At 62.7% G+C, this 22,135-nt stretch carries 21 protein-coding genes; 7 read left to right on the top strand and 14 right to left on the bottom strand.

The features are described from left to right. Positions 1–319: 319 nt before the first annotated feature. The 3 genes from OPU71_RS21240 to OPU71_RS12455 form a co-directional block, all read right to left on the bottom strand. The gene (locus OPU71_RS21240; RefSeq protein WP_324256061.1) at positions 320–1,798 is read right to left on the bottom strand and encodes a methyl-accepting chemotaxis protein; all 1,479 of its coding nucleotides are present in this window, start codon (positions 1,796–1,798) and stop codon (positions 320–322) included. Positions 1,799–1,990: 192 nt separating this feature from the next. After that, on the bottom strand, positions 1,991–3,307 hold the full coding sequence (locus tag OPU71_RS12460) for an InlB B-repeat-containing protein (RefSeq protein WP_267728307.1): 1,317 nt from the start codon (positions 3,305–3,307) through the stop codon (positions 1,991–1,993). A gap of 212 nt (positions 3,308–3,519) precedes the next feature. Next, positions 3,520–4,137: an acetate uptake transporter gene (locus OPU71_RS12455; RefSeq protein ID WP_267728306.1), complete on the bottom strand. Its 618-nt coding sequence runs from the start codon at positions 4,135–4,137 to the stop codon at positions 3,520–3,522. A 45-nt stretch (positions 4,138–4,182) separates the two neighbouring features. Between OPU71_RS12455 and OPU71_RS12450 the strand changes: the two genes are divergently transcribed. Next, positions 4,183–4,491 carry a GGDEF domain-containing protein gene (locus OPU71_RS12450; RefSeq protein ID WP_267728305.1) on the top strand — a complete coding sequence of 103 codons (309 nt, stop codon included), beginning with the start codon at positions 4,183–4,185 and terminating at the stop codon, positions 4,489–4,491. A gap of 145 nt (positions 4,492–4,636) precedes the next feature. On the opposite strand, the gene OPU71_RS12445 is transcribed toward OPU71_RS12450, so the two are convergent. Then, complete coding sequence (locus OPU71_RS12445; RefSeq protein WP_267728304.1) at positions 4,637–4,993, bottom strand: rhodanese-like domain-containing protein; 357 nt, start codon at positions 4,991–4,993, stop codon at positions 4,637–4,639. A 199-nt stretch (positions 4,994–5,192) separates the two neighbouring features. Between OPU71_RS12445 and OPU71_RS12440 the strand changes: the two genes are divergently transcribed. Both OPU71_RS12440 and OPU71_RS12435 read left to right on the top strand, forming a co-directional pair. Further along, complete coding sequence (locus OPU71_RS12440) at positions 5,193–6,092, top strand: DMT family transporter (RefSeq protein ID WP_267728303.1); 900 nt, start codon at positions 5,193–5,195, stop codon at positions 6,090–6,092. Positions 6,093–6,116: 24 nt separating this feature from the next. Next, a complete protein-coding gene (locus OPU71_RS12435) occupies positions 6,117–6,644 on the top strand; it encodes a glycine cleavage system protein R (protein WP_267728302.1) in 528 nt (175 codons plus the stop codon). Positions 6,645–6,710: 66 nt separating this feature from the next. Here OPU71_RS12435 and OPU71_RS12430 read toward each other — a convergent pair whose 3' ends face one another. The 3 genes from OPU71_RS12430 to OPU71_RS12420 form a co-directional block, all read right to left on the bottom strand. Further along, positions 6,711–7,940 (bottom strand): uracil-xanthine permease family protein, encoded by a 1,230-nt coding sequence (locus OPU71_RS12430; protein WP_267728301.1) that lies wholly within the window; start codon positions 7,938–7,940, stop codon positions 6,711–6,713. A 67-nt stretch (positions 7,941–8,007) separates the two neighbouring features. Continuing rightward, the gene (upp, locus tag OPU71_RS12425; protein ID WP_267728300.1) at positions 8,008–8,637 is read right to left on the bottom strand and encodes a uracil phosphoribosyltransferase; all 630 of its coding nucleotides are present in this window, start codon (positions 8,635–8,637) and stop codon (positions 8,008–8,010) included. Between the two features lie 92 nt (positions 8,638–8,729). After that, positions 8,730–8,897 carry a LiaI-LiaF-like domain-containing protein gene (locus tag OPU71_RS12420; RefSeq protein ID WP_267728299.1) on the bottom strand — a complete coding sequence of 56 codons (168 nt, stop codon included), beginning with the start codon at positions 8,895–8,897 and terminating at the stop codon, positions 8,730–8,732. A gap of 223 nt (positions 8,898–9,120) precedes the next feature. Between OPU71_RS12420 and OPU71_RS12415 the strand changes: the two genes are divergently transcribed. The 4 genes from OPU71_RS12415 (at position 9,121) to OPU71_RS12400 (ending at position 11,352) form a co-directional block, all read left to right on the top strand. Next, positions 9,121–9,645 (top strand): gamma carbonic anhydrase family protein, encoded by a 525-nt coding sequence (locus OPU71_RS12415; protein ID WP_267728298.1) that lies wholly within the window; start codon positions 9,121–9,123, stop codon positions 9,643–9,645. A 69-nt stretch (positions 9,646–9,714) separates the two neighbouring features. Then, on the top strand, positions 9,715–10,410 hold the full coding sequence (locus OPU71_RS12410; RefSeq protein WP_267728297.1) for an SIMPL domain-containing protein: 696 nt from the start codon (positions 9,715–9,717) through the stop codon (positions 10,408–10,410). Next, a complete protein-coding gene (dtd, locus tag OPU71_RS12405) occupies positions 10,407–10,844 on the top strand; it encodes a D-aminoacyl-tRNA deacylase (protein WP_267728296.1) in 438 nt (145 codons plus the stop codon). Before OPU71_RS12410 ends, dtd begins: the two co-directional genes overlap by 4 nt. Position 10,845: 1 nt before the next feature. Then, positions 10,846–11,352: a C40 family peptidase gene (locus OPU71_RS12400; RefSeq protein WP_267728295.1), complete on the top strand. Its 507-nt coding sequence runs from the start codon at positions 10,846–10,848 to the stop codon at positions 11,350–11,352. Here OPU71_RS12400 and OPU71_RS12395 read toward each other — a convergent pair whose 3' ends face one another. The 7 genes from OPU71_RS12395 to OPU71_RS12365 are packed head-to-tail and all read right to left on the bottom strand — an operon-like array spanning position 11,353 to position 22,014. Next, positions 11,353–12,147 carry a S1C family serine protease gene (locus OPU71_RS12395; protein ID WP_267728294.1) on the bottom strand — a complete coding sequence of 265 codons (795 nt, stop codon included), beginning with the start codon at positions 12,145–12,147 and terminating at the stop codon, positions 11,353–11,355. Next, positions 12,104–13,000, bottom strand: a complete 897-nt coding sequence (locus tag OPU71_RS12390) for a transglycosylase SLT domain-containing protein (RefSeq protein WP_267728293.1) — start codon at positions 12,998–13,000, stop codon at positions 12,104–12,106. Before OPU71_RS12390 ends, OPU71_RS12395 begins: the two co-directional genes overlap by 44 nt. A 29-nt stretch (positions 13,001–13,029) precedes the next feature. After that, positions 13,030–14,310, bottom strand: coding sequence for a nucleotide sugar dehydrogenase (locus tag OPU71_RS12385; protein ID WP_267728292.1), 1,281 nt, complete (start codon positions 14,308–14,310; stop codon positions 13,030–13,032). A gap of 33 nt (positions 14,311–14,343) precedes the next feature. Next, positions 14,344–17,112, bottom strand: coding sequence for an XrtA/PEP-CTERM system TPR-repeat protein PrsT (gene prsT, locus OPU71_RS12380; protein ID WP_267728291.1), 2,769 nt, complete (start codon positions 17,110–17,112; stop codon positions 14,344–14,346). Positions 17,113–17,129: 17 nt separating this feature from the next. Then, positions 17,130–18,494, bottom strand: coding sequence for a PEP-CTERM-box response regulator transcription factor (gene prsR / locus OPU71_RS12375; protein ID WP_267728290.1), 1,365 nt, complete (start codon positions 18,492–18,494; stop codon positions 17,130–17,132). A 3-nt stretch (positions 18,495–18,497) separates the two neighbouring features. Continuing rightward, positions 18,498–20,576, bottom strand: coding sequence for an XrtA/PEP-CTERM system histidine kinase PrsK (gene prsK, locus OPU71_RS12370; RefSeq protein WP_267728289.1), 2,079 nt, complete (start codon positions 20,574–20,576; stop codon positions 18,498–18,500). Between the two features lie 52 nt (positions 20,577–20,628). Further along, a complete protein-coding gene (locus OPU71_RS12365) occupies positions 20,629–22,014 on the bottom strand; it encodes a TIGR03013 family XrtA/PEP-CTERM system glycosyltransferase (protein WP_267728288.1) in 1,386 nt (461 codons plus the stop codon). Positions 22,015–22,135 lie beyond the last annotated feature (121 nt).

Genomic DNA, 22,135 nt, shown 5'->3' with positions numbered 1-22,135 from the left:
GGCGGGGCGTTGAAGCGAGGCGGCTTCTTAGGTTTCCGTCTTGTCGGCAAAAGAAAGGAACCCGCCCGCCGGGGCGGAAACCGGCGGGCGGGGCACAACCGGTGCCATCATGCAAAATGAATCGCAAGCCAAGCGCGCAGCAGCTTGGGTTAAGCGCAGCGAAGCCCAACGCCTCCGCACCTTTCGCCGCATTGGAAGGGTGTGTTGGCCGGGGCACGGCCTAAGTTGATCAGCGCCGCAATCGCTAACGGACAGCACGCCCCGCGAGTCGGGCGCGCCGAAATCTCAGGCGTCGCGCTGCGCCGCAGACTTGTGCTGACTACTGGCGTGCTTCGCTGATGGCGTGCTCCAGCGCGAGGACGTCGCTTTCTAGCTGGCGAACGCCGGCGGCGATTGACTGCGCGGCGGCGTTGGCCTCGGAGACGTCTTGCGTGAGCTGTCCGACGCCCAGGGCAAGCTCCTGCAGGTTGCCGGAGAGCGCACCCTCGCTGTGGGCGACGCGATCAACCGTGCCGCTGACCTGCACGGTGTCTTCGATGATGTGGCTCAAGAGCGCATCGGTACTGCGGGCCATCGCGGTGATCTCTGCCATGCGGCTGGCGCTCTCGCGCATGGCTTCGATGCCGCCCTCGGTCCCGGTCAGCATGGCGCCAACCTTGATCTCGATTTCCTTGGTGGCCTTGCCGGTGCGCTCGGCCAGTTTGCGGACTTCGTCGGCAACCACGGCAAAGCCGCGCCCCTGCTCGCCCGCCCGCGCGGCCTCGATGGCGGCATTGAGCGCGAGCAGATTGGTTTGTTCTGCAATCTCGCGGATGACTTGCACAATGGTCTTGATTTCACCGCTGTGCTGACCCATCTCTTCGATCACCGCGGCCGAGCGTGCAACCGCCTCTTCGGTGCGCAGCAGATCATCGCGCGTGCGCCGCATAGCCGCGCCCCCCTCTTGGGCGCGCGTACCGGCCACCCCGGCGGTATCCGCAGCCTGCCTGGAATGGCCGCTGTTCTCGACCGCGGTTTGTGAGATGTCGGCAAGCCGCGCGGCGATGCTTGCGGTTTCGGTGCGGCTGCGTTCCATCGTGCCGGCGATTTCTGCAATGCTGCCGCTGATCGCGCTGGCTTCGCGCGAGGCGTTTGCGGCGGTTTGCGCCACCTGCGCAATCAGGCGTTCTGCGGCAGCGCGCGCGCGTTCGGCCTCGATCCGCGCCCGCTCCATCCGCGTGAAGCCCTGCTTCTTTGCCCCCTCGAAGGTGAGCCCGAGGATCAGGAAAGCCACCATCAGCGCCAGCAAGGCGCGCATGGTCAGCGCCGGGAGCATGGATTCGGGCAGTGGGCTGGGCGGCAAGGCCACGCCGGCGCTGTGGGCGAGGTAGAAGCCGATGATGGCGAAGATGCTCATCACGGCCCAGATCACGCCGTCACGCCGCCCGCCGACAAAAATCGCAGCCATCGGCGCCAAGGTATAGAAGGACAACGAGGGTGATCGGATGCCGTAATTGACGTAGCAGTTCCAGGTCACCATGCCAAAGTAAGAGAGCAGCAGCAGGGATCGCGCAAGCGTCAGCGATCCGCTGAACTTGAGGAGCCACGCGCTGCAAAACATGCCAAAGCCGGCAACGAAAACGCCACCTGCCAGCAAGGGGTGGCCCAACTTGACGTACACCGCGCTGAAGGCAAGCGCAAAGCAGGTCGCCAACATACTCGCACCGGCGATGTTGCGTGCACGAATGGCATCCTCGACGTCTTCGTGACGCGCCGCCGGGGCGAAAAAGTCGATCATTCGACCAAGGGCTTCAAACATTGAAGGCTCCGTTCTGCAAAGGCGATTTGCAGCCTAACGGCAGATTCGGATCTTCCTTGAACAGCCGGCCCGGCAGGCGCTGAGGCGTGGCGGCGCGCAAGGCCCGGCGGGCTCGCCTCGTCGCCCAAGGCGTGCCGGCGGCGCCGGTTTGCGGGTGCGCCGCAGGGCCCTGGCCGGCCCGTCAAGGCATCTTCAGCGTACGCCGCCCCAAGGCTTGAGGGGCGGACGCTTCGCCGACTCGACCACAACGACGAACTTCCCGGACGCAGCGATGGCCTTCCTGCCCGCCTCATCGGCGTCGACGTTCATCAGCGCGCAGAGCACCTCGTTGAAGGCTTTGAGCGTATTGGGTCCATAGACCCCAACACAGCCGTTCAGGCCCGTTTCCTGTTCGGGTCTTGCCTGAGCGGCATGCAGAAAGTACCCGTCCTTGAGCACCCACGCGCCATGTTTGGCATAGCCCGTGATCCATCGCTTGATCAGGTAGCGGCCCGCCCTGACCGAGCAAATGTAGGGCGCCGTGTCCTTGTCGGTGAATCCCACGCCATAGCGCGCTACGCGAAAGTCGTGCGAAACCGCGCGGCCATCCGCGTCGGTGCCATCCAGGCGAAGCCGGTAGAGCGGCACCTCGTAGGTGATACCGCTGTCGCGCGGGTAGGAGACCAGCCGTGCTTTGCCAATCACCTCGGCGGTCACCGTCGCGGTGGCTTCGCGCAGCAGGCCAAGGCTTGCCGGCTCGAATTGAACGGTGACCGTGTGGTTGGCCGAGACGTCGTCGAGCGGGTAATTCGTCAGATCGGACAGATCCTCAGCTGCGACAACGCTGCCATCGCGCAACCACTGCTTGATCCTGTAACCGCTGTGCGGCACAGCGGTGAATAGATAACTGCGCCCCGCCTCTGCCTTGAAGGGCTCGGACGGGTCTATGGCGCCGTGCGGCCCAGCGACGGGCTTGATGACATAGGCCTTCTTGGCGAACTCCACTGTCAGGTGATGCTGCTTGTCGTCCCGAGGCCCCTGCAGCGTGAAGGACGCGGCGCCGACCTGCGCGGTCTTGCCATCAAGCACCCACCGGTCGACCTCAAAGCCTTTCGATGGATGCGCCCGGAACTGCTTGCTTTTGCCCCACTCGATCGGAAAAGGTGCGCCTTTGTACGACGGGCTCACATAGCCGCCAGGGTCATTGTCGCTGCGTGCGGGGGATGCGAGGACCGTCGCGGTGAGGGGAACGAAGCTTACGTTCACGACGGCGTGGCGCGCGATCCCGTTGATCCGGAAGTAGCGCTTTACCCCGTCGACACTGGGGCCACGCCCCGGGCCATCATATTCAGTGCCGTTGTAGTGCCAGCAGGCGACGGTGTGGTCGCGCTGCGGGATCATTGCGATTTCGACATCGGTTGCCGCAGCGAACTCGTTCTCGACCTGCTTGAGTTGCTCGTCCTCGCCTTCGCCGCGAAACGCAACGAATCCCCCGTCACCCGCGGTAACGCTCACCTTGAAGGTCGTCATGGCATCCTCCAGAAGAATGCGTGACGCTGCGGAGCTTCATGCTGCGCGGCGCCGCTCTCTGTGGGAATACGCCGCAAACCACCTTTGTCTTGATTGAATTATGGGTCAGAAAGGGCGTCAGGCAAGGCCGCGCGCGCCGCCCTGCCAAAAAGCCGGCCGTGCCTTGCAGGGCTTCGTCATGACTGACAAACCGCGGGCCGGCCGGCGCACGCTCAGGCCGCCTTGCAGTGCAGTGGCACGACCTTGTTGCGGGCGAGCTCGCCCAGGGGCAGCACGCTGCGGCCGTAGATCTCGTTGAGGATCTGCGCGGCGGCGGCGTAGATGGCCGCGGCGCCGCAGAAGATGCCTTCCCAACCTGCGAGCACTTTCAGGCTCTCGCTACCGGTGGCGTCGGCCACTGCCAGCAAACCGAAGAGCACCACCAGCGAAGCGAAAATTACCTGCGTCGCGCGATTCAAGCGCAGGGTGCCGACGAAGAGCACCAGGGTCAGCAGCCCCCACATGGCAAGGTAGGCCGCCATGCCGCCTGCCGAGGTCGGCGCCGCGAGGCCCATTTTCGGCAAGACGATCAGGGCGACGAGCGAGAGCCAGAAGAAACCGTAGGACGTGAAGGCCACCGTGCCGAAGGTATTGCCCTTCTTCCACTCCATCAGGCCGGCGCACACTTGGCAGATGCCGCCGTAGAAGATTCCCATCGCCAGGATCATCGAGCCCAGCTCAAAGATGCCCGCGTTGTGGAGGTTGAGCAGGACCGTCGTCATCCCGAATCCCAGCAGCCCGAGCGGGGCGGGATTGGCGGTGTGGTCGTGTCCGGTTGCGTGGTCCTTCATCAAACTGCTCCTGTAATGGGTGCCGGTTTTCGGCGGATCGCAAGAGTGCTGCATTGCAGCACGCGCTGCTTTCACCCAGATCAAGGCTTCTCGGCCCGCACGCCGCATTCATCATGCGCAAAGCTCGCGCCGGACGCGGCGGCCCGGATCGGCGCGGCATGCACCGTGTTCGCCGCCCACTACAAGGACGCCCCCCACAACGGCGGTTTGCCCTGTGGCCGCCGCGGTCTGCGGGCCGAGCACCTGGCACACATCGATCCGCTCACCGGCCTGCACAATCGCCTCGCCTTCCATGAGCAGGCCGATCCGATCTGGCGCACCGCCTTGCCAACGCCTGCAGCATTGCGGTGGTGATGTTCGATATCGACCACTTCAAGCAACCCCAAGCAACAGGCTCGCAACCAGGTCGTCAAGGAATTGGACCCCACCCTGCTCTCGCCGCCCCCGGCGGCGGGCGCCTGATCAGGGCACCCGTCGACGCGGCTCTGGCGTCAAGCGCTTAGCACTTGCTGCCGGCCGAGCAGCCTCCGGCCAGACGCTTGCTGGCCGCTTCGTAGCCGCCATAGTTCTCGGCCTTCGTGTAGCCCATGCCCCGCAGGGTTTCGAGCGCGAGGCCCGAACGGCGCCCGCTGCGGCAGTAGAGCGCCACCGGTGTGTCCTTGCCCGGCACCAGCGCGGCGATCTTGCTGCCGATCTGATCGTGGGGCAGGTTGATCGCCCCGGCGACATGGCCCGCCGCAAACTCTTCCGGGCTGCGCACATCAATCACCACCGGCCCAGCCGCCAGGGCCGCCGCCATCCACATGCTTGTTACGCCGGCAAGCACTGCACCGGCGAGGAACCCACGACGCTTCACGATCAGTACCCCACTTGAACAAGGCGCCAGCCACCGGGCGGGCGCGAGCCCGACACTCTAGCAGCCTGCGCTGCGCAAACGGACCGTGCCCGTACAGGCCCAGCGAGCCCCGCCGCTGGCTCGCCACGCCGGGGCGACGGTAGCGTCAGCCCCCGTTCCGGTGCGATAGTTCGCCACCCGTCACAGCACTCAGGCCGCGATGCGTCACTTCCGCCCGGACAATCCGTATCTGCTGCTCTTGCTGACAGTCTTGTTCTGGTCCGGCAACTGGGTCGTCGGGCGCGGATTTCGCGGCGATGTGCCGCCGGTGGCCCTGGCCTTCTGGCGCTGGACAATCGCCTTCGGCTGCACCCTGCCCTTTGCCTGGCCGCACCGGCAGCAGATTGGCACGGCGCTGCGCCAGCACAGCGGCATCCTGGCCCTGCTCTCGCTGCTGGGCGTGAGCGGCTACAACACGCTGACCTACATCGGGCTGCAACACACCACCGCCACCAACGGTGTGCTGCTCAATTCCTTCATACCGATCGTGATCATCGCGCTGTCGTGGGCCTGCTTCGGCAAGCGGCTTTCGACGCGCGAAACGATCGGGGTGCTGGTTTCGCTTTGCGGCGTTACCGTGATCGTCGCGCACGGCGATCCGGCGACGCTTACCACGCTGTCCTTCAACCCTGGCGACCTGTGGATCATGGGCTCGGTGTTCGTGTGGGCGGGCTACACCCTGCTGCTCCAGTTTCGCCCCGCGAACCTGCACCCGATGGCGATGCTGGCGATCCTGACCGGCCTGGGCGTTGTCACGCTGGCGCCGCTGTATGCGTGGGAACTCGCGCAGGGGCGCTTCATCCACCCCAGCCCGGCAGCGCTTGCGGGCGTGCTCTACACCGGCGTCTTCCCGGCCTTCCTCGGCTATGTGTTCTGGAACCGCGCGGTGGCGCAAGTGGGCGGCGCCGTCTCGGGGCTATTCATCCACTTGATGCCGGTGTTCACGCCGCTGCTCTCGGCCGTGTTTCTCGGCGAAGCCCCGCGCGCTTACCACTTCGCCGGCATGGCATTGATCCTCGGCGGCATCGTACTCACCACGATGCGGCGCCGCCTAAAATAGACAGACCCAATCAGGAGTTCGCGCATGAGCACTACCTTCCTTGTTCTCACCGTTATCGGCGACGACCGCCCCGGCCTGGTCGAGCAACTCGCGGCCGCGATCAGCTCACACCGTGGCAACTGGCTCGAATCGTCGATGGCGCATCTGGCCGGCAAGTTCGCCGGTATCGTTGAAGTGAGTGTCGCCACCGATGACGCAGCGGCACTGCGCAGCGCCTTGGGTGCCCTGCCGACGCTCAAGGTAACAGTTGAAGAAGCCGGCAGCGGCGCACCTTCGCACAAGGGGCGCCGCCTGACACTGTCGCTGGTCGGGCACGACCGCATCGGCATCGTGCGCGAGGTCTCGCAGGTACTCGCCCGCCACGCGGTAAACGTGGAAGCGCTCAACACCTTCACCGCCAGCGCCCCGATGTCGGCCGAAGTGCTGTTCCATGCGCAAGCCGAATTGCAGGCCGCCGAATCGCTTGATGCGCGGGCGCTCAAGAGCGATCTGGAACGCATCTCAGACGACCTGATGGTCGACATCACGCTCGATGAAGTGGTGAAGATCTGAGCGCTGCCCGCAAATGAAAACGGGGTGCCAAGGCACCCCGTTGTTCTGTGCAATGCGGCGATGCGATCAGTGCTCGGCCTGCACTTTTGGCAGCACCAGGTTCAGCAGCACCGCCAGCACGCCACACAGGCTGATGCCCTGCAGGCTGAAGTTACCGATCTGCACGCTCATGCCGCCGATACCCGTGACCAGGGTGACCGAAACGATGCAGAGGTTGCGCGGGTTCATCAGGTCGGTGCGCGCATCGAGCAGGGTCTTGAGGCCAATCCCGGCGATCGAACCGAACAGCAGCACCATGATGCCGCCCATCACCGGCATCGGAATCGTCTGCAGGAAGGCGCCGAACTTGGCGACAAAGGCCATCAGGATCGCGAACCCGGCCGCCCAGGTCATCACGACCGGGTTGTAGTTCTTGGTGAGCATGACCGCGCCGGTCACTTCGCCGTAGGTGGTCACCGGCGGGCCGCCGAACAAGCCCACGACGTTCACCGCGAGGCCATCGCCCAGCAGGGTGCGGTGCAGGCCGGGCGAATCGGTGTAGTCCTTGCCGACCACCGAACCGATCGCAAGAATGCCGCCAACGTGCTCCACCACCGGCGCAATCGCAACCGGGATCATGAACAGGATCGCCGCCAGATTGAATTCAGGCGTGCCGAACTGCGGCAACGCGAACCACGGTGCGTCGATCACCTTCTGGAAGTCGACCATGCCGGCAAACAGCGCCGCAAGGTAGCCGACCGCTACGCCGACGAGGATCGGCACCAGCTTGAGCAAACCCCGGGCACGGATTGCGGTGAGCATCGTTGCAAGCAGCGCAATCGCCGCCACCGCAATTGCCTTCTCGTAGGGCACCACCTGCGTGTTGCCGGCCTTGCCGCTTGCCATGCTCACCGCGACTTGCGCGAGGCCAAGGCCGATCACCATCACCACCGGGCCGATCACGACCGGCGGCAGAATCTTGTGGATGAAGCCCACGCCGCGCCATTTCACCAGGCCCGCCGCCACGTAGTAGAAGAAGCTGGCACACGCCAGCGCCCCGAGGGTGGCCGGCATGCCCCAGGTTTGCACCGAATAGATCACCGGGGCGATGAAGGCAAAGCTCGAACCCAGGTAAATCGGCACCTGGCGCTTGGTACAGATCTGGAAGATCAGCGTGCCGATGCCTGCGCCCAGCAGCGCGAGGCTGGGGTTCAGGCCGGTGAGCAGCGGCACCAGGACGGTGGCGCCGAAGGCGACAAACAGGATCTGGGCACCAGAGAGTGCGGTGCGCCAGACGGGTTCGGGGGTAGCGGACATGCGGGGGCCTTTCCGGGTACGGAGGGTGGATATGAAATCGGCCGCGGGTGGCGGCCGATGGGGGCGTTCAGAGCTTGGTGCCGAAGATCTTGTCGCCGGCATCCCCAAGCCCGGGAATGATGTAGCCGTGCTCGTTGAGGTGGCTGTCGATCGCTGCGGTGTATACGGACACGTCCGGGTGGCTTGCCTCCAGCGCGCGGATGCCCTCGGGGGCCGACACCAGCGTGAGCGCCGTGATGTGGCGGCAGCCGTTGCGCTTGAGCATCTCGATGGTCGCAATTAGCGAACCACCCGTGGCCAGCATCGGATCGATGATCCAGGCGCTGCGCTCGGCGAGGTTGCCGACAAAGCGCTCGAAGTAGGGCTCCGGCATCAGCGTTTCTTCGTTGCGGGCAATGCCCACCACCGACACCTTGGCGCTGGGCACCATGTCGAGCACACCGTCGAGCATGCCGATACCAGCACGCAGGATCGGCACCACGGTGAGCTTCTTGCCCTTGATCTGGTCGACCTCGACCGGGCCCGCCCAACCTTCAATGGTGACGCGTTCGAGTTCGAAATCCTTCGCGGCCTCATAGGCCAGCAGGCGCGCCAGTTCTGCGGTGAGTTCGCGGAACTTCTTGGTGCTGATATCGCCTTCCCGCATCAGGCCGATTTTGTGTTTGACCAGCGGGTGCTTTACTTCGTAAACGGCCATGGTGGCTCCAGGTCTGGCGATGGGGGCGTGTGAGCGAACAATAGCCCACACGGGCTGGGCGTGACCGCGATCAGGTCAACCGCTGCAAATGCCTAGCGCTTGCCGCCAATCAGGCCGGCCGCGCCAACCACGATCAGGATCAAGGGCCACCAGGTGCCCATTGCACGAAACACCTCTTTGAGCTGGAACAGCCCGAGGTTGTTAAGCAGAAACAACACGCCGACAAGGATCAGCACGATCGGGCCAACACGGAAATGCATGAGACGCTCCTGAGTAGATAGCCTGAACTGTGCCGTGCCGCAGCATGCGTCGCAAGGGGCGCCGGCCCCTGGGCCTTGGGCGGCCATGCACACCCGCGCGCAAGCGCAGCAGCGCGGCGTCACCCGCAGGCGCATTCCGGCTTGCCTGGCGCGCGCATCGCGGCATACCATTGCGCCCCTCGCGCTGCAGCAAATGCAGACAAATCAATTGGATAGCACAAGCATGAGCCTCTACGCACTGGACGACCGTAGCCCCGAATTGGGCGAGGGATGCTGGGTCGCCGAAAACGCCACCGTGATCGGCGCTGTGACCTTGGGGCGGAATGTGAACGTGTGGTTTGGCGCCACCCTGCGCGGCGACAACGACCCGATCACCATCGGCGACAACAGCAACATCCAGGACGGCTCGATCCTGCATACCGACGACGGCGTGCCACTCACGATTGGCGCCAACGTCACGGTAGGTCACATGGTCATGCTGCACGGCTGCTCGATCGGCGAGGGCTCGCTGATCGGCATCAACGCCGTGGTGCTCAATCGTGCGGTGATCGGCAAGCACTGCCTGATCGGCGCCAACACCCTGATCCCCGAAGGCAAGGTGATCCCCGATCGATCGCTGGTGGTGGGCACGCCGGGGCGCATCATCCGCGAACTGAGCGACGAGGAAGTCGCCGGGCTGGAACGCAGCGCAGCCGGCTACGTGCGCAACGCAAGCCGCTACGCGAACGGGCTGCGCAAGATCGGGTAACACTTTGGCTCTCTGGCACGGCAAAGCCCGCCTGCTAGACTGAAGCCAGGCTTACTTCGGGGTGCCATGATGAAACAGACTTTGATCGCCGTCCTGCTGGGCGCCAGCCTTGCCATGCCGGCCACGGCTGCGGAAGCGGCAGCTACCGTTCCAACCATCGACCTGAGTGTCGAAAGCGCCCGCGCCGCGGCGAACGATCTGCAGCGCGCCGTTGTATTCATCGAGGCGAGCGACGCCAATCTCAACACGCTCACGCGCAAGGTGAACCAGGCGATCAACCAGGGCTTGTCGGTCGCCAAAGGCGCGGCGGATGTCAAGGTGCGCTCGGGCAACAGCAGTACCTGGCCGAACTACACGCGCAACTCGCAAAAGATCGACGGCTGGCGGATGCGCTCTGAACTCATTCTCGAAAGCCGTGATTCGGCGGCGCTATCGGGCCTGCTGGGCAAGTTGCAGGGCGAGCTGGCGCTGGGTCAGATCAGCTTTTCGCCCTCGCCGGAAACCCGCCGCAAGGCCGAAGACGAGGCCATCGTCGATGCCATCGCCGCCTTCAAGGCGCGCGCCGAACTTGCCAGCACCGCACTGGGGCGCAAGTACAGGATTCGCAATTTCGCCATCAACACCAACCAGAACTTCCGCCCGCCAATGCCGATGGCACGCGCGGCGACCATGAGCATGGCTTCCGAGGCTGCCCCGCCGCCTTCGCTGGAAACCGGCGAAACCCAGATCAGCGTCACCGTCACCGGAACGATCGAACTGCAGTGATCGCGCTGATCCAACGCGTGCTGCACGCATCCGTAGTGGTTGATGGCGAGACAATCGGCGCGATCGGGCCCGGCCTGCTCGCGCTGGTCGGCGTAAGGCCAGACGACAACGAAAAATCCGCCCGCCGCCTCGTCGAACGCATTCTGGGCTACCGCGTGTTCAGCGATGACGCCGGGCGAATGAATCGCTCGCTGGCCGATACCGCCGGCGGCTTGCTGCTGGTTCCCCAATTTACGCTGGCGGCAGACACCCGGACGGGCATGCGCGCAAGCTTTACCTCGGCAGCCGAACCCGGGCGCGCCCGCGATCTGTTCGAGTTGGCCGTCACCCACGCGCAGGCGACCCACGCATCCGTGCAAACCGGCCGCTTTGGCGCAGAGATGGCAGTCAGCCTCACCAACCACGGCCCGGTCACCTTCTGGCTGGAATCCTGACGTGACGCGCGCGAACCTTGCTGCATGCACGCTGGCCGCCACCGCACTGCTTCTAGCGGCCTGCTCCAGCACACCACAGCGCGTGCCGCAGACCGCCAGCACAAAGCCAGCCGTTCGCCTGCCCGATGCGTCGATGGGGGTCGATGTCGTCGTCTTCGCCCTGGGACTGGTCGACACCGGCTACCGCTTCGGCGGGCGCAATCCGCAAGCGGGGCTCGACTGCAGCGGCATGGTGAGCTACGTCATGGAACAGGTGGCCGGCGTCAAGCTGCCACACAACGCTGCGCAGATTGCGTCTCAGGCACGCCCGATTGAACGCGACCAGATGCGACCCGGCGACCTGGTGTTCTTCAACACCATGAAGCGCCCCTTCTCGCACATGGGCATCTACATCGGCGACGGGCGCTTCGTGCACGCCCCCTCCACCAATGGCGCCGTCAGAGTCGAACGGCTCGATTCCGCCTACTTCGCGCAACGCTTCGAAGGCGCTCGCACCCTGCTCGATTGACTAGCGCGCCTGATCAATTAGCGCCTTGAGGAAGTGAGCCGGTATCGCATAAGTGATCCCGGAAGGTTGACTGAGGGCTGATTCCTTACTGCCCTTCACGAACACCATATTCACCACCGCAAGCACATTCCCGGACTCCTGGTCGAAGACCGGGCTCCCACTGTTCCCCGGATACGCGGTGGCATCGAGCTGCAGCACTGGGAAGCTACCCTCTCGAATGCGCTTGATCGCTTGCGGATTCAACTGCCCGCCCTGCGCCGTGGGCCGCACGTTCGGCGTAATAGCGGAGACGATTCCACGATGGGTCGCCGGGCTCAAACCCAGCGCGCCAACGATGGGGAAGCCTGTAAATGCGATGGCCTGCCCTTCACGCACGCGCAGCGACTCCTCAAGTCGAAGCGCAGGAAGCACCACCCCTTCGAGCTTCAGCAATGCCAGATCGTGGGTTGGGTCGCTACCACGCTTTGTCGCGCGGAATGGCTTGGGCTCGCCGCCCTCGCCAAACGCGAACACGATCAGTTCTTCGAAGCGCTCGGCATCCAGCGTTGCAGGTACAACATGGGAGTTAGTGGCGACGAGCGAACCATCGCCAACCGCAAAGCCCGTCCCCAGCAGGCGGAATGGCGGCGTGCGTGCCCGCTGGTAAGTGCCCACCGCCACAATCGAGGGCTTGACCTTGAGGATCGTGTCAGCCAGCTCCGCCGCCGCCGGCACCGCGGCAAGCAAGGCCAGCGCGAAGCCAAGCGCGCGGCTAGCGTGCCGCCATGATCGGCGAAGGCGCGACGAGTTGGGCATCGAACGGATGGCTGGCGCGTCCGAACATTCCGTAAATGCGCTTGACATAGTCGACTGTCTCCCGATAGGGCGGAATGCCGCGATAGCGATCGACCGCGCCCTCGCCCGCGTTGTAGGCAGCCAGTGCAAGCAGCACGTCGCCACGATAGTACGAGAGCAACCAGCGCAGATACGCCAGCCCGCCCTTGATGTTCTGCGACGGATCATAGATGTTGCGCACCTTGAATCGCTGCGCCGTATCCGGAATCAGCTGCATCACCCCGTAGGCATTGCGCGGGCTGCGCGCGAGCGATTCGAAGTTCGACTCGGCTGCGGCTACTGCAAGAGCGAGGCGAGCGTCGATCGCATACTGCGGCGCAAGCAGGCGGATGAGTTGCGCGACGCGCTGCTTGTTTGCCGGGAGGCCCGCCAGCAAGGCATCAAGGTCTGCGTCTTCGGACGCTACTGCCTCCGCCCGGCTCTGCGCCGGACGCGTCGTCATGCAAGCGGGCAGTACGCCCGCCGACGGCCCGAAGAAGCGCTGTGCGCCCTGAGCAGGCTCATACCCTGCCTCGGCCGCACGCGTCATCAAGGTGGCGGCGATTCGCTCATCACGTTCGACACCACGCCCATTGCCATACATCCAGGCCAGAGCAAAGAGCGCCTCTGCGTCGCCGTATCGCGCAGCATCGCAGTAAAGCTCAGCCGCACGCAGAGGATCCTGCGGCATGCCTTCGCCATGCTCATACTGCGTCCCAAGCGCAACAAGCTGTCGCGCAAGGCTTGCTCGCGGGTCGGCCAGCTTCGCCTCATCGGCAGTCGCGCCAGAAACGAGGCAAAGCAGGCCGAGAGCCAGGCTGAGCAGGTTGCGCATCGGCCACTCCGACCACGCCGCAATCGGGCTCAGAGCCGCCAGAGCTTCGCGCCGACTGCGGCAACTTGGGCCGGGTCGTAGAAGCTCTTGACGTCGGTGAACACGCCACCGCTCAGAAGCTTGCTCGCCAGCCGTTCAACCCCCATGGCGGCGTACTCCTGATGGCTGACCGCCGCAACGATCGCAGAAGCCTGGGGCAAGGCGTCCCACGCGCTCAGCGAAACGCCGTATTCATGCTCCGCTTCACTGCTTTCGGCAATCGGGTCATGAACATGCACATTCACGCCGAAGGTCTTAAGCTCGCGGATTACATCGATGACCTTGCTGTTGCGCAGGTCAGGGCAGTTCTCCTTGAACGTGAGCCCCAGCACGATCACATTCGCACCCTTGACCGGCAGATCGTTGGCAATCATCTGCTTGACGGTTTGCTCGGCGATGTATTTGCCCATGCCATCGTTGATCCGCCGCCCGGCCAGAATCACCTGCGGATGGTAGCCAAGCATGTCGGCCTTGTAGGTCAGGTAATACGGATCGACGCCGATGCAATGACCACCAACCAGGCCCGGCCGGAAAGGCAGGAAGTTCCACTTGGTGCCCGCGGCCTTGAGAACCTCAAGCGTGTCGATCCCGATCTTGTGGAAAATCAGCGAAAGTTCGTTCATCAGCGCGATGTTCAGATCACGCTGTGTGTTTTCGATCACCTTCGCCGCTTCGGCAACTTTGATACTCGAAGCCGGATAAACACCTGCAGTAATGACCGCACCGTAGAGCGACTCCACCTTCTTGAGCGTCTCGGGCGTATCGCCCGAGACCACCTTGACGATCTTCGTCAGCGTCCGTTCCTTGTCGCCGGGATTAATGCGTTCCGGGCTGTAGCCGACGAAAAAGCCGTCTTTCCACTTGAGCCCGGAGTGCTTCTCGATGATCGGAATGCACACCTCTTCGGTGGCGCCGGGATAGACCGTTGACTCATACACGACCGTTGCGCCGCGCTTGATGTGCTTGCCAACCGACTCCGACGATTTGATCAAGGGGGTGAAGTCCGGTTGATGCGCATCATCTACCGGCGTCGGTACCGCAACGATCACGAAGTCCGCCTCAGCGATCACAGCGGGATCGGTGTAGCAAGTCAGGTGCGTCGCAGCCCGCAGGTCCTCGGAGGATACTTCGCCGGTCGGATCCACGAAATTGCGATAGGCGGCTACTTTTTGCTCCGACAGATCGAAGCCAAGCGTCTTATATTTTTTGCCGAACTCAACGGCAAGCGGCAGGCCAACATAACCCAAGCCAATCACTGCAACGGTTGTCATGACCGATTCCTCATTCTTGTTTGGGGTCATAGATCAAAGAGATTTCAGGAAGGCCTCTGCGTCCGTGCGGATCGGAGAGTTTTCCGGCGATAGCTTGATGGATGCATCGACCGCCGCTTTGGCGGCTGCCGTATCACCCGACTTGGCGAGTGCGCGCGCCAAGCTCAACTGCAAGGCAGGATTCTTCGGCGCTCCGGCAACGGCCTTTTTCAACACATCCACCGCAGCCGGGTACTTCCCATCGTCAAAGAGAAGTTGCGCCTTGGTGTCCAGGATCGCTGGATCGTTTGGCGCCAACGCGAGCGCTTGCTCCACGTACGACATTGCCTTGGGGTCCTTGAGCTTGCCGGCAACCCAGGCCATGTTGTTGAGATTGACGGCGTTCTTCGGATCAAGATCAAGCACTGCACGATAGGCCTTGGCCGCGCCCTCGAAATCCTTTGCGGCAATCGCCCGCTCGCCCAAGTAAGACCGGAATGGAACATCCTTCGGATACTTCACCAGCCAAGCGGCTGCGAACTTGTCTGCCTCGGTGCGGCTGCCGGATTCGATTAGTGCGTTGTGGTACTTCGCTGCAATCTGCGCTGAAGGGGCGATGTCGTTGGCCTTCTGGTAGGCCTTGCTGGCCGCCGGCCAGTTCTTCGCGATGACCTGCGCATCGCCCTCATACACCCAACCGACAGCCTCCTTCGGTCGCTGCTTCTGAACATCGTGGGCGATCGAAATCGCCTCATTCGGCTTGCGTTGCTCTAGCGCGATGGCAACCAGTCGGTATTGCGCCTCAAGCAGATCGGGCTTGATCTGCAGCGCTTTGCGCAGCGCATCCTCAGCCGCAGCCCAATCCTTGGCGCCACGTTGCAAGTCGGCAAGCATCACGAGCGGCGCGGATGCCATCGGTTGCAGCTTTATCAATGCCTGAGTGGTACTGATGGCTTGCTGAATATCACCGGCACGGGCGTAGGCGGTCACGGCGGCATTGAGCACATTCGGGTCTGTCGGGTGAGCCGCCGCAAGCTGCTGTGCCATGGCCTGCGCACCCTTGACATCGTTGCTCCGCTGCAACAATTCGAGAATCGCGAGCTTCGGTGCCAGCTCATCGGGATTTGCCTGAACTGCACGATCGAGCACCTTGCGCACTTCTTCTGGCTTTGCACGGCTCTCCATCATCAGCTTCGCCAGTTGCAGATAGGCTTCAATGGCCTTCGGGTCACGCTCGATAATGCTCTCGAAGCGCCCCTTGGCGGCTTGAGTGTTGCCAGCCTTGATGTCGAGGCGGGCAAGATTCATTGCTGAAGCCATGTAGAGCGGCTGCACTTCGAGCGATTTCTCGAACGCCTTGCGGGCACCGGCCTCGTCCTTCGCCGAGAGCAAGACGCCGCCCAACAAGTTGTAGGCAAGTGGGCTCTTCGGATCGGCAGCAATCATTCGATCGACGACCGCGCGCGCCTTGACGGTATTGCCGGTCCGAACATAGGCAGAGATCAGTGCAATTTCAGCATCGGAGCTCTTGTCGTCAGCCGCCGCCGCAGCCTCAAGATCATGCATGCCGGCCTCACGTTCGCCGGCGGCGAGCCGCGCGACCCCCAGCCGCAAGCGTGAAGCCGAATCGTTCGGATCGATTGCCGACAGCTTTCCAAAGAGCTCCGCAGACCGCACCGCATCGCCGCTCTGAAGCGCAGCCTGTCCAGCCAGCATGAGCGTTTCCTGATCCGGCTTTTGCGAGAGGAGCGGCGTGAGGGTTTCCAGTGCACGCGCCGGTTCATTCGTGGCCAATTGAGCGCGAGCAAGAAGCCGGCGCGGCCCCGGTGCGCCGGGCGCTTTGGCGACGAGCTTCTCGAAACTCGCCTGCGCCTGCACGTAGTCACGCAGTCGCATCTGGGCCACACCCAGCAGCATCACCGCCGGCAGGAAGTCTGGCGCCCCCCGCAATACAAGCTGTGCCGAATCGCGCGCCTTTTCGTTATTGCCGCGGTAGATGGCGAGCACGCCTTCAAGCTGACGCACAAGAATGTTGTTCGGCGCCACTTTCTTGGCGTCCGCAATCACAGCCTCGGCTTTGTCGAAAGCCTGGCTGCCAATATAGATCTGAGCCAAACGCATCCGGGGCGCAGCAAGCTGGGGCCGCAGTTTGATGGCGGCCTCGAAATCGGCGATCGCCTCTGTGTTCTTGTTATTCGCGAGGCTGATCTCACCGCGCAGGACGAACGCATCGTAGTTACTCGAATTCCGCTTGATCGCTCGATCCAGGATGGATTGCGCCGCGGCAAGGTCGCGCTGCATGACCTTGATCCGAGCAGAAGTCACTTCCGCGGGCCCGAAGCCGGGTACGGCCACCAAGGCGGTCCGGACTGACTCTTCCGCGCGTTCGACGTGATTCAATGCCAGCTCGGCATCGGCCACCGCAACCGCAATGGCGGCAGCCGCTTCGGGCTTTGCCGGTTTCATCGCGGCAAACTCGGTCACGACCAGTTGAGCCTTACCGAGCACGAGCATGGCATGCGCCAACGGAAGCGCGACCTGCTCGATTGGATGTCCCGCCTCAAGCGCCTTGCGCAGTTCTTTCTCGGCGCCCTGTGCATCGCCACTTTCAAGCAGGATCTTGCCAAACAGATAACGCGCCTCCGCCAGGCCCGGATTCTTCTGCAACGCGTTCTTCAGCTGGATCGTCGCCGCATTGGTATCGCCCTTGGCAATGTACTCACGTGCGGAGACGAGCATCTTTTCCGGATCGTCCCCACAAGCACTCACAAGCACTGCAGCCAGCAATGCCGCGACGAGCGGCGTCAATCGGATCGTTTTCATGTTGGAACCTTATTTGGTCAGACCGGGTCTTTTTTCAGGCCGAATCGGTTCATGAGGTCGTAAAGCGTCGGACGACTGATGCCCAGCACCTCGGCGGCGCGTGCAATATTGCCGTTCACGCGGGCCAGCACTCGCACCACGGCGCGGCGTTCAGCCTCATCCCTCACCGCACGTAGGTTGAACGCGTCAAGGTCCTCAGTGGGCGACTCGAAGCCCAGATCATCCGCAGTAATCCTGCCGGCGTCCGCCATGATCACCGCGCGTTTGATGCAGTTTTCAAGCTCGCGAACATTACCCGGCCATCGATGCGCCGCCAGCGCTGCAAGCGCATCGTCCGTCAGACTCATTGAGCCCTTGCGATGCTCGCTGGCAAAGCGCTGCACAAATGCATGCGCGAGCAGCATTGAGTCACCCTCACGGTCGCGCACAGGGGGAATATCGATCACGATCTCAGCGAGTCGATAGAAGAGGTCTTCACGAAAGCGACCCTGTCCGATCAGCGACTTCAGATCCTGGTGGGTTGCACAGACGATACGGACGTCAACCGGAATCTCTTCCCGCCCGCCGATTCGCTCGACGACACGTTCCTGCAAGAAACGCAGCAACTTGGCCTGCAGTGCAATCGGCAAATCGCCGATTTCGTCGAGGAAAAGCGTGCCTTTGTGCGCCAGCTCGAATTTGCCAGGCGTTTGCTTGACGGCCCCTGTAAACGCCCCCTTCTCGTAGCCAAAGAGCTCACTCTCGAGAAGGTTCTCGGGAATCGCGGCACAGTTGATCGCGATGAAGCGCTCTGCGCGCCGAGGCGACGCCTCGTGCAGGCCGCGCGCCAGCACCTCCTTGCCCGTGCCACTCTCGCCAAGCAGCATCACAGTCACGTTAGCCGACGCAACCTTCTCGATGGTGCGGAGAATCCGCAGCATGGTGGCATCGCGAGTAATCACGGAGCCTAGCGGTCCACCGGCATGCTGCACCTGCAGCCGCCTGTTCTCGTGCTGAAGGTCGTAAAGGCGAAACGCCCGATCGATCGTCAGCATCAGAAGCTCCGGCTCGAAGGGCTTGGCGAAAAAGTCATAAGCGCCCGCGCCGACTGCGCGAACCGCGTTCTCGCGGTCATGCTGCCCGGTCAGGACAATGACTTTCGTATCAGGCGCCAGGGCAAGCAATTCGCCGAGCAGGCGAAAGCCCTCCGATGTGTCATCCGGGGCCGGCGGTAGACCGAGGTCCATCGTCACAACAGCAGGCTCGTGGCGTCTGAGCTGCGCGATCGCCGACTCCCGATCATCGGCCGTGACGACCTCGTACTGATCGAAGGCCCAGCGCATCTGCTTCTGCAGTGCGGGGTCGTCCTCAACGATCAAAAGCGTTCTTTTCCGTTCGTTCATCTCTCAAGCCGCTTCCTCTGGCGCTAGCGCGTCATGCAAACATGGCAACCAGACATGCATGGTCGTCCCCCGCCCGATTTCGCTCTTAACTTCGATTCGACCACCAAGCTCAGTGACGTACTGCAGGGTTTCGTATGCGCCGATCCCCATCCCCGCGTCTTTCGTACTCTGGAATGGTTTGAACAGGCGCTCGCGTACAAACTGCGGCGACATTCCGCTGCCGCTGTCGCCTACCTCGACGCAAGCCATGCCAGCCTGCTCGAATACCCGCATTCCGACGATACCATCGTCGCCTGTGGCGTCGAGTGCATTTTGCACAAGATGGCCTAGCACACGCTCTATGCGTTCAGGATGCGCCATTGCAATCGGACTGGCGTCAACCGTCACCCCCACCACAGGCCGCTGATGCCGCTTTGAATCGGCAATCCGCCTTGCAAGTTCGGCGAGCGCAACCGGTTTGCGGATGTCGATTGAACGCTTCTCCTGCAACTGCCCCATCAAGCCCTGCATGCGTTCCTGCACATGCCTGACGGTATCAAGCATGTCGCGCTGGAACTCTGGATTGTCGCCATGTCGTTCCGCATTCCGGAGCATCAACTGGAGTTGCGCGACAAGATTTTTGAGGTCATGCACAACGAACGCCGACATCCTGTTGAAGGCGTCAAACTTCTGCGCTTCCAGCAATGCCTCGGCGGCTTGATGGCGCCCAAGATGCACAGCGGCTTGGCGTGATGCAGTCTTCAGGAGGTCGAGCACCTCCCAGTCAACCTCAACTGGCGTGCGGGCCGTCATCAGCACGACAAAGCCGACCAGTTCATTTTCCACAAACAGCGGAACGATCAGCCAGGCATCCGGCACCTGCTCAATCCAAGCCGGCGGAGAAAAACCCTCGTAAAGCGAGGGCTGACTGCGCGCCTGTGCGAGATCGACAATCCATCCCTTCCGCTGCAGGAAGCGCACCAAATCACCGTCACCCGGCTCCGCCGCGTCGATCTGAACATGATTGAGGCGTCCGAACGGGATGTAGCGATCGCTGCGATCGCGCAACCACAGTACCCCCCCCGGGCTTTCAACCAGATCGGCCAAGCCCCCGATTACGGCTGCTGAAAGGTCTGCGCTACCACCCGATACGGCCAAAGAGGTCGTAAAGCGTAACCACTCAGCCCGATAGTCGTAGCGATAGCTGAAGAAATGCTTGGAGAGAAACACTCGAAGACGTGCGCGGAACGAGCCGGAGAACAAAACGACTGCACATCCGAGCAAGCCACCAAATAACAGCAAGGCCTGCAACGCCCCCCCCCAGGCACCACCAAAATAGCGCACCCAGTAGCCCGCCGCCGCAACGGCAAGAAGGAACGAGCCCGCAACACCCAAGGTTGCCGAATGAAACACCACCTCGCGCGAGACGCTGATGCGGAAATTCCAGTTTCGACTGCGCCCGGCCGATACGGCCACCAGCGCCATTGCAAGCGCCCAGACAAACCCCCGCACCCCCCAGAGCGTCAGATCGGGGCGCCGGAACATGAAAGCGTCGGCCGCGACGTAAATGTCGAAGAAAAAGGCGCCCAACAAGCCGATCGCCAAGGGCTTGATTCCCCAACGCGACTGTTCAGGGAAGTTTCGATAGAGCTGCTCGATGGTCACAAGCCCCGCAACCGCACTTGCCAAGGTCAGCACATCGAGCATCTGCGTCGCAAATGCGCCGCTCTGCAGACCAACCGCGCCGAGCGCCTCAACCCCGACGCGAAGCAGGACCAATCCGACCGCAATCTGGCGAACACGAGCGATCGAAGGCGGTAACTCCTCACCCGCTAGTTCGAGCAAGGAAAACAGGAAAAGCAGCCACGCGAGGACACGAACGCCATCCAGCATCCCCGCGGCAAGCCAAAGCGTAGACGAGGGCGCCAGCACGAAGCCCAGTGCGCACAACGCCCAGACCAGACTTGCACCGACAGCACACAGCAATAAGGCGCCCTGACGGCCGCCCCGCCAGGTCAAGCGCAGGTGAAGGCCCAGCAGCGCAAACAGCAGCGCCGCCAGCCCGAAGCCTGCGGCGGCAATGCCCGCCGCGACCGAAATCACTGATACCCCTTGAAGACTTGAGACTCCAGACGATCGGTAGGACGCAGCACCGTCAGTGCGCCCCTTCCCCGGTCAGTACAACGCGCACTGTCTCAGCGAGAATCAACACGTCGAGGAAAAGCGAGTGGTTCTTCACATAGTAGAGGTCGTACTGCAACTTCTGGACCGCGTCATCGACGGTCGAGCCGTACTGATAACGAACCTGCGCCCACCCCGTCAGCCCGGGTTTGACGCTGTGACGCACGGCAAAGAACGGAATGTCGCGCGCCAACTGATCAACAAAATAGGGGCGCTCGGGACGCGGGCCAACGAGGCTCATATCGCCGCGAATCACGTTCAGCAGTTGCGGCAGCTCATCGATTCGGGTCTTGCGGATGATGCGACCAACCCGCGTCACGCGATCATCTTTGGCGGAAGCCCAGCGCGGCTTTCCATCTTTTTCGGCATCCGTCCGCATGCTGCGGAACTTGATCACCCGGAATACCCGCCCACCACGCCCAACCCTTTCCTGCGTGTAGAAAATTGGCAGTCCGGATTCGATTGCGATCGCAATGGCGGTGACCAGCATCACCGGCAATGCCGAGATCAACATGAATGTGCCAACAACCAGATCAAAGGTACGCTTGATCGTCGAACGCACCCAGCCCTGCCGGAACCCTTCGCCGTAAATCAACCAGCTGGCTTTCAAGGCGTCGATCCGAACCTGGCCGCGAACGCGTTCATAGAACGACGAGAGGTCGAGCACTTTGACGCCCGCCAATTTGCAGTCGAGCAACTGCTTGAGCGACATAGAACCGCCACGCCGCTCGCGAACCGCCACAATGATTTCATTGACGTTGTGGCTACGCACGGCTTCGAGCAAGGACTCGCTGGCAGGCAACACACGATGCCCGGAAACTTCGACCGCATCATTGTTGGCCGCAGGATAGAAGCCCACCACGCTCAAACCGCGCGACGAAAGATTGCGCAAGCTTTGATCGACAGCCACGGCCTCATCCCCGGTACCAATCACCAGGATCCGGCGCCGCCAGATGGGCTCTCCTGCCGCTCCGACCACAAAGCCGCGCAAGGCGAGGACGGAACCCAGAATCAAGACCACGGTGAGCTCAGCATTGTGCTGATCAAACAAGCCCCAAGGCAGCATGCGGAATGCCGCATAGGCAACCGGAATGCTCGCCAACAGCGACAAGAGAATCCGCGCCAGGGTGTCATACAGACTTGATGTGGGGCCGCCGCGATAGAGTCCCAGTGCGCCGTTGAGCGCAATCATCATGCAGGCAAACAGCAGCGCAGATGGCGCCACCTCACCAATCCAGACCAAGCCGCCCGTGGTTTGCACCGAAGCAGCAACGAGGATAGCCGCGAAGAGCAGCAGGGCATCAAACAGCACCTGCGCAAAGGCGTTAGTCGGAACGTAATGATTGAACAGTCGAAGCATGCTGATCGGCCCCCGCGCAAACAGCCTTCGACTTCGACGGTCTGCGCTTTAATTTCTGAATGGGGGAACAGTACTTCAGTGACTATGAAAACCACGTGAAGGAGGTCACACCGGCAAAGAC

The organism is Niveibacterium sp. 24ML, from assembly GCF_026586805.1.
Lineage (GTDB): Bacteria > Pseudomonadota > Gammaproteobacteria > Burkholderiales > Rhodocyclaceae > Niveibacterium.
Note: the sequence above shows the minus strand (reverse complement) of the source record. Positions and strands in the feature narration are given on the sequence as shown.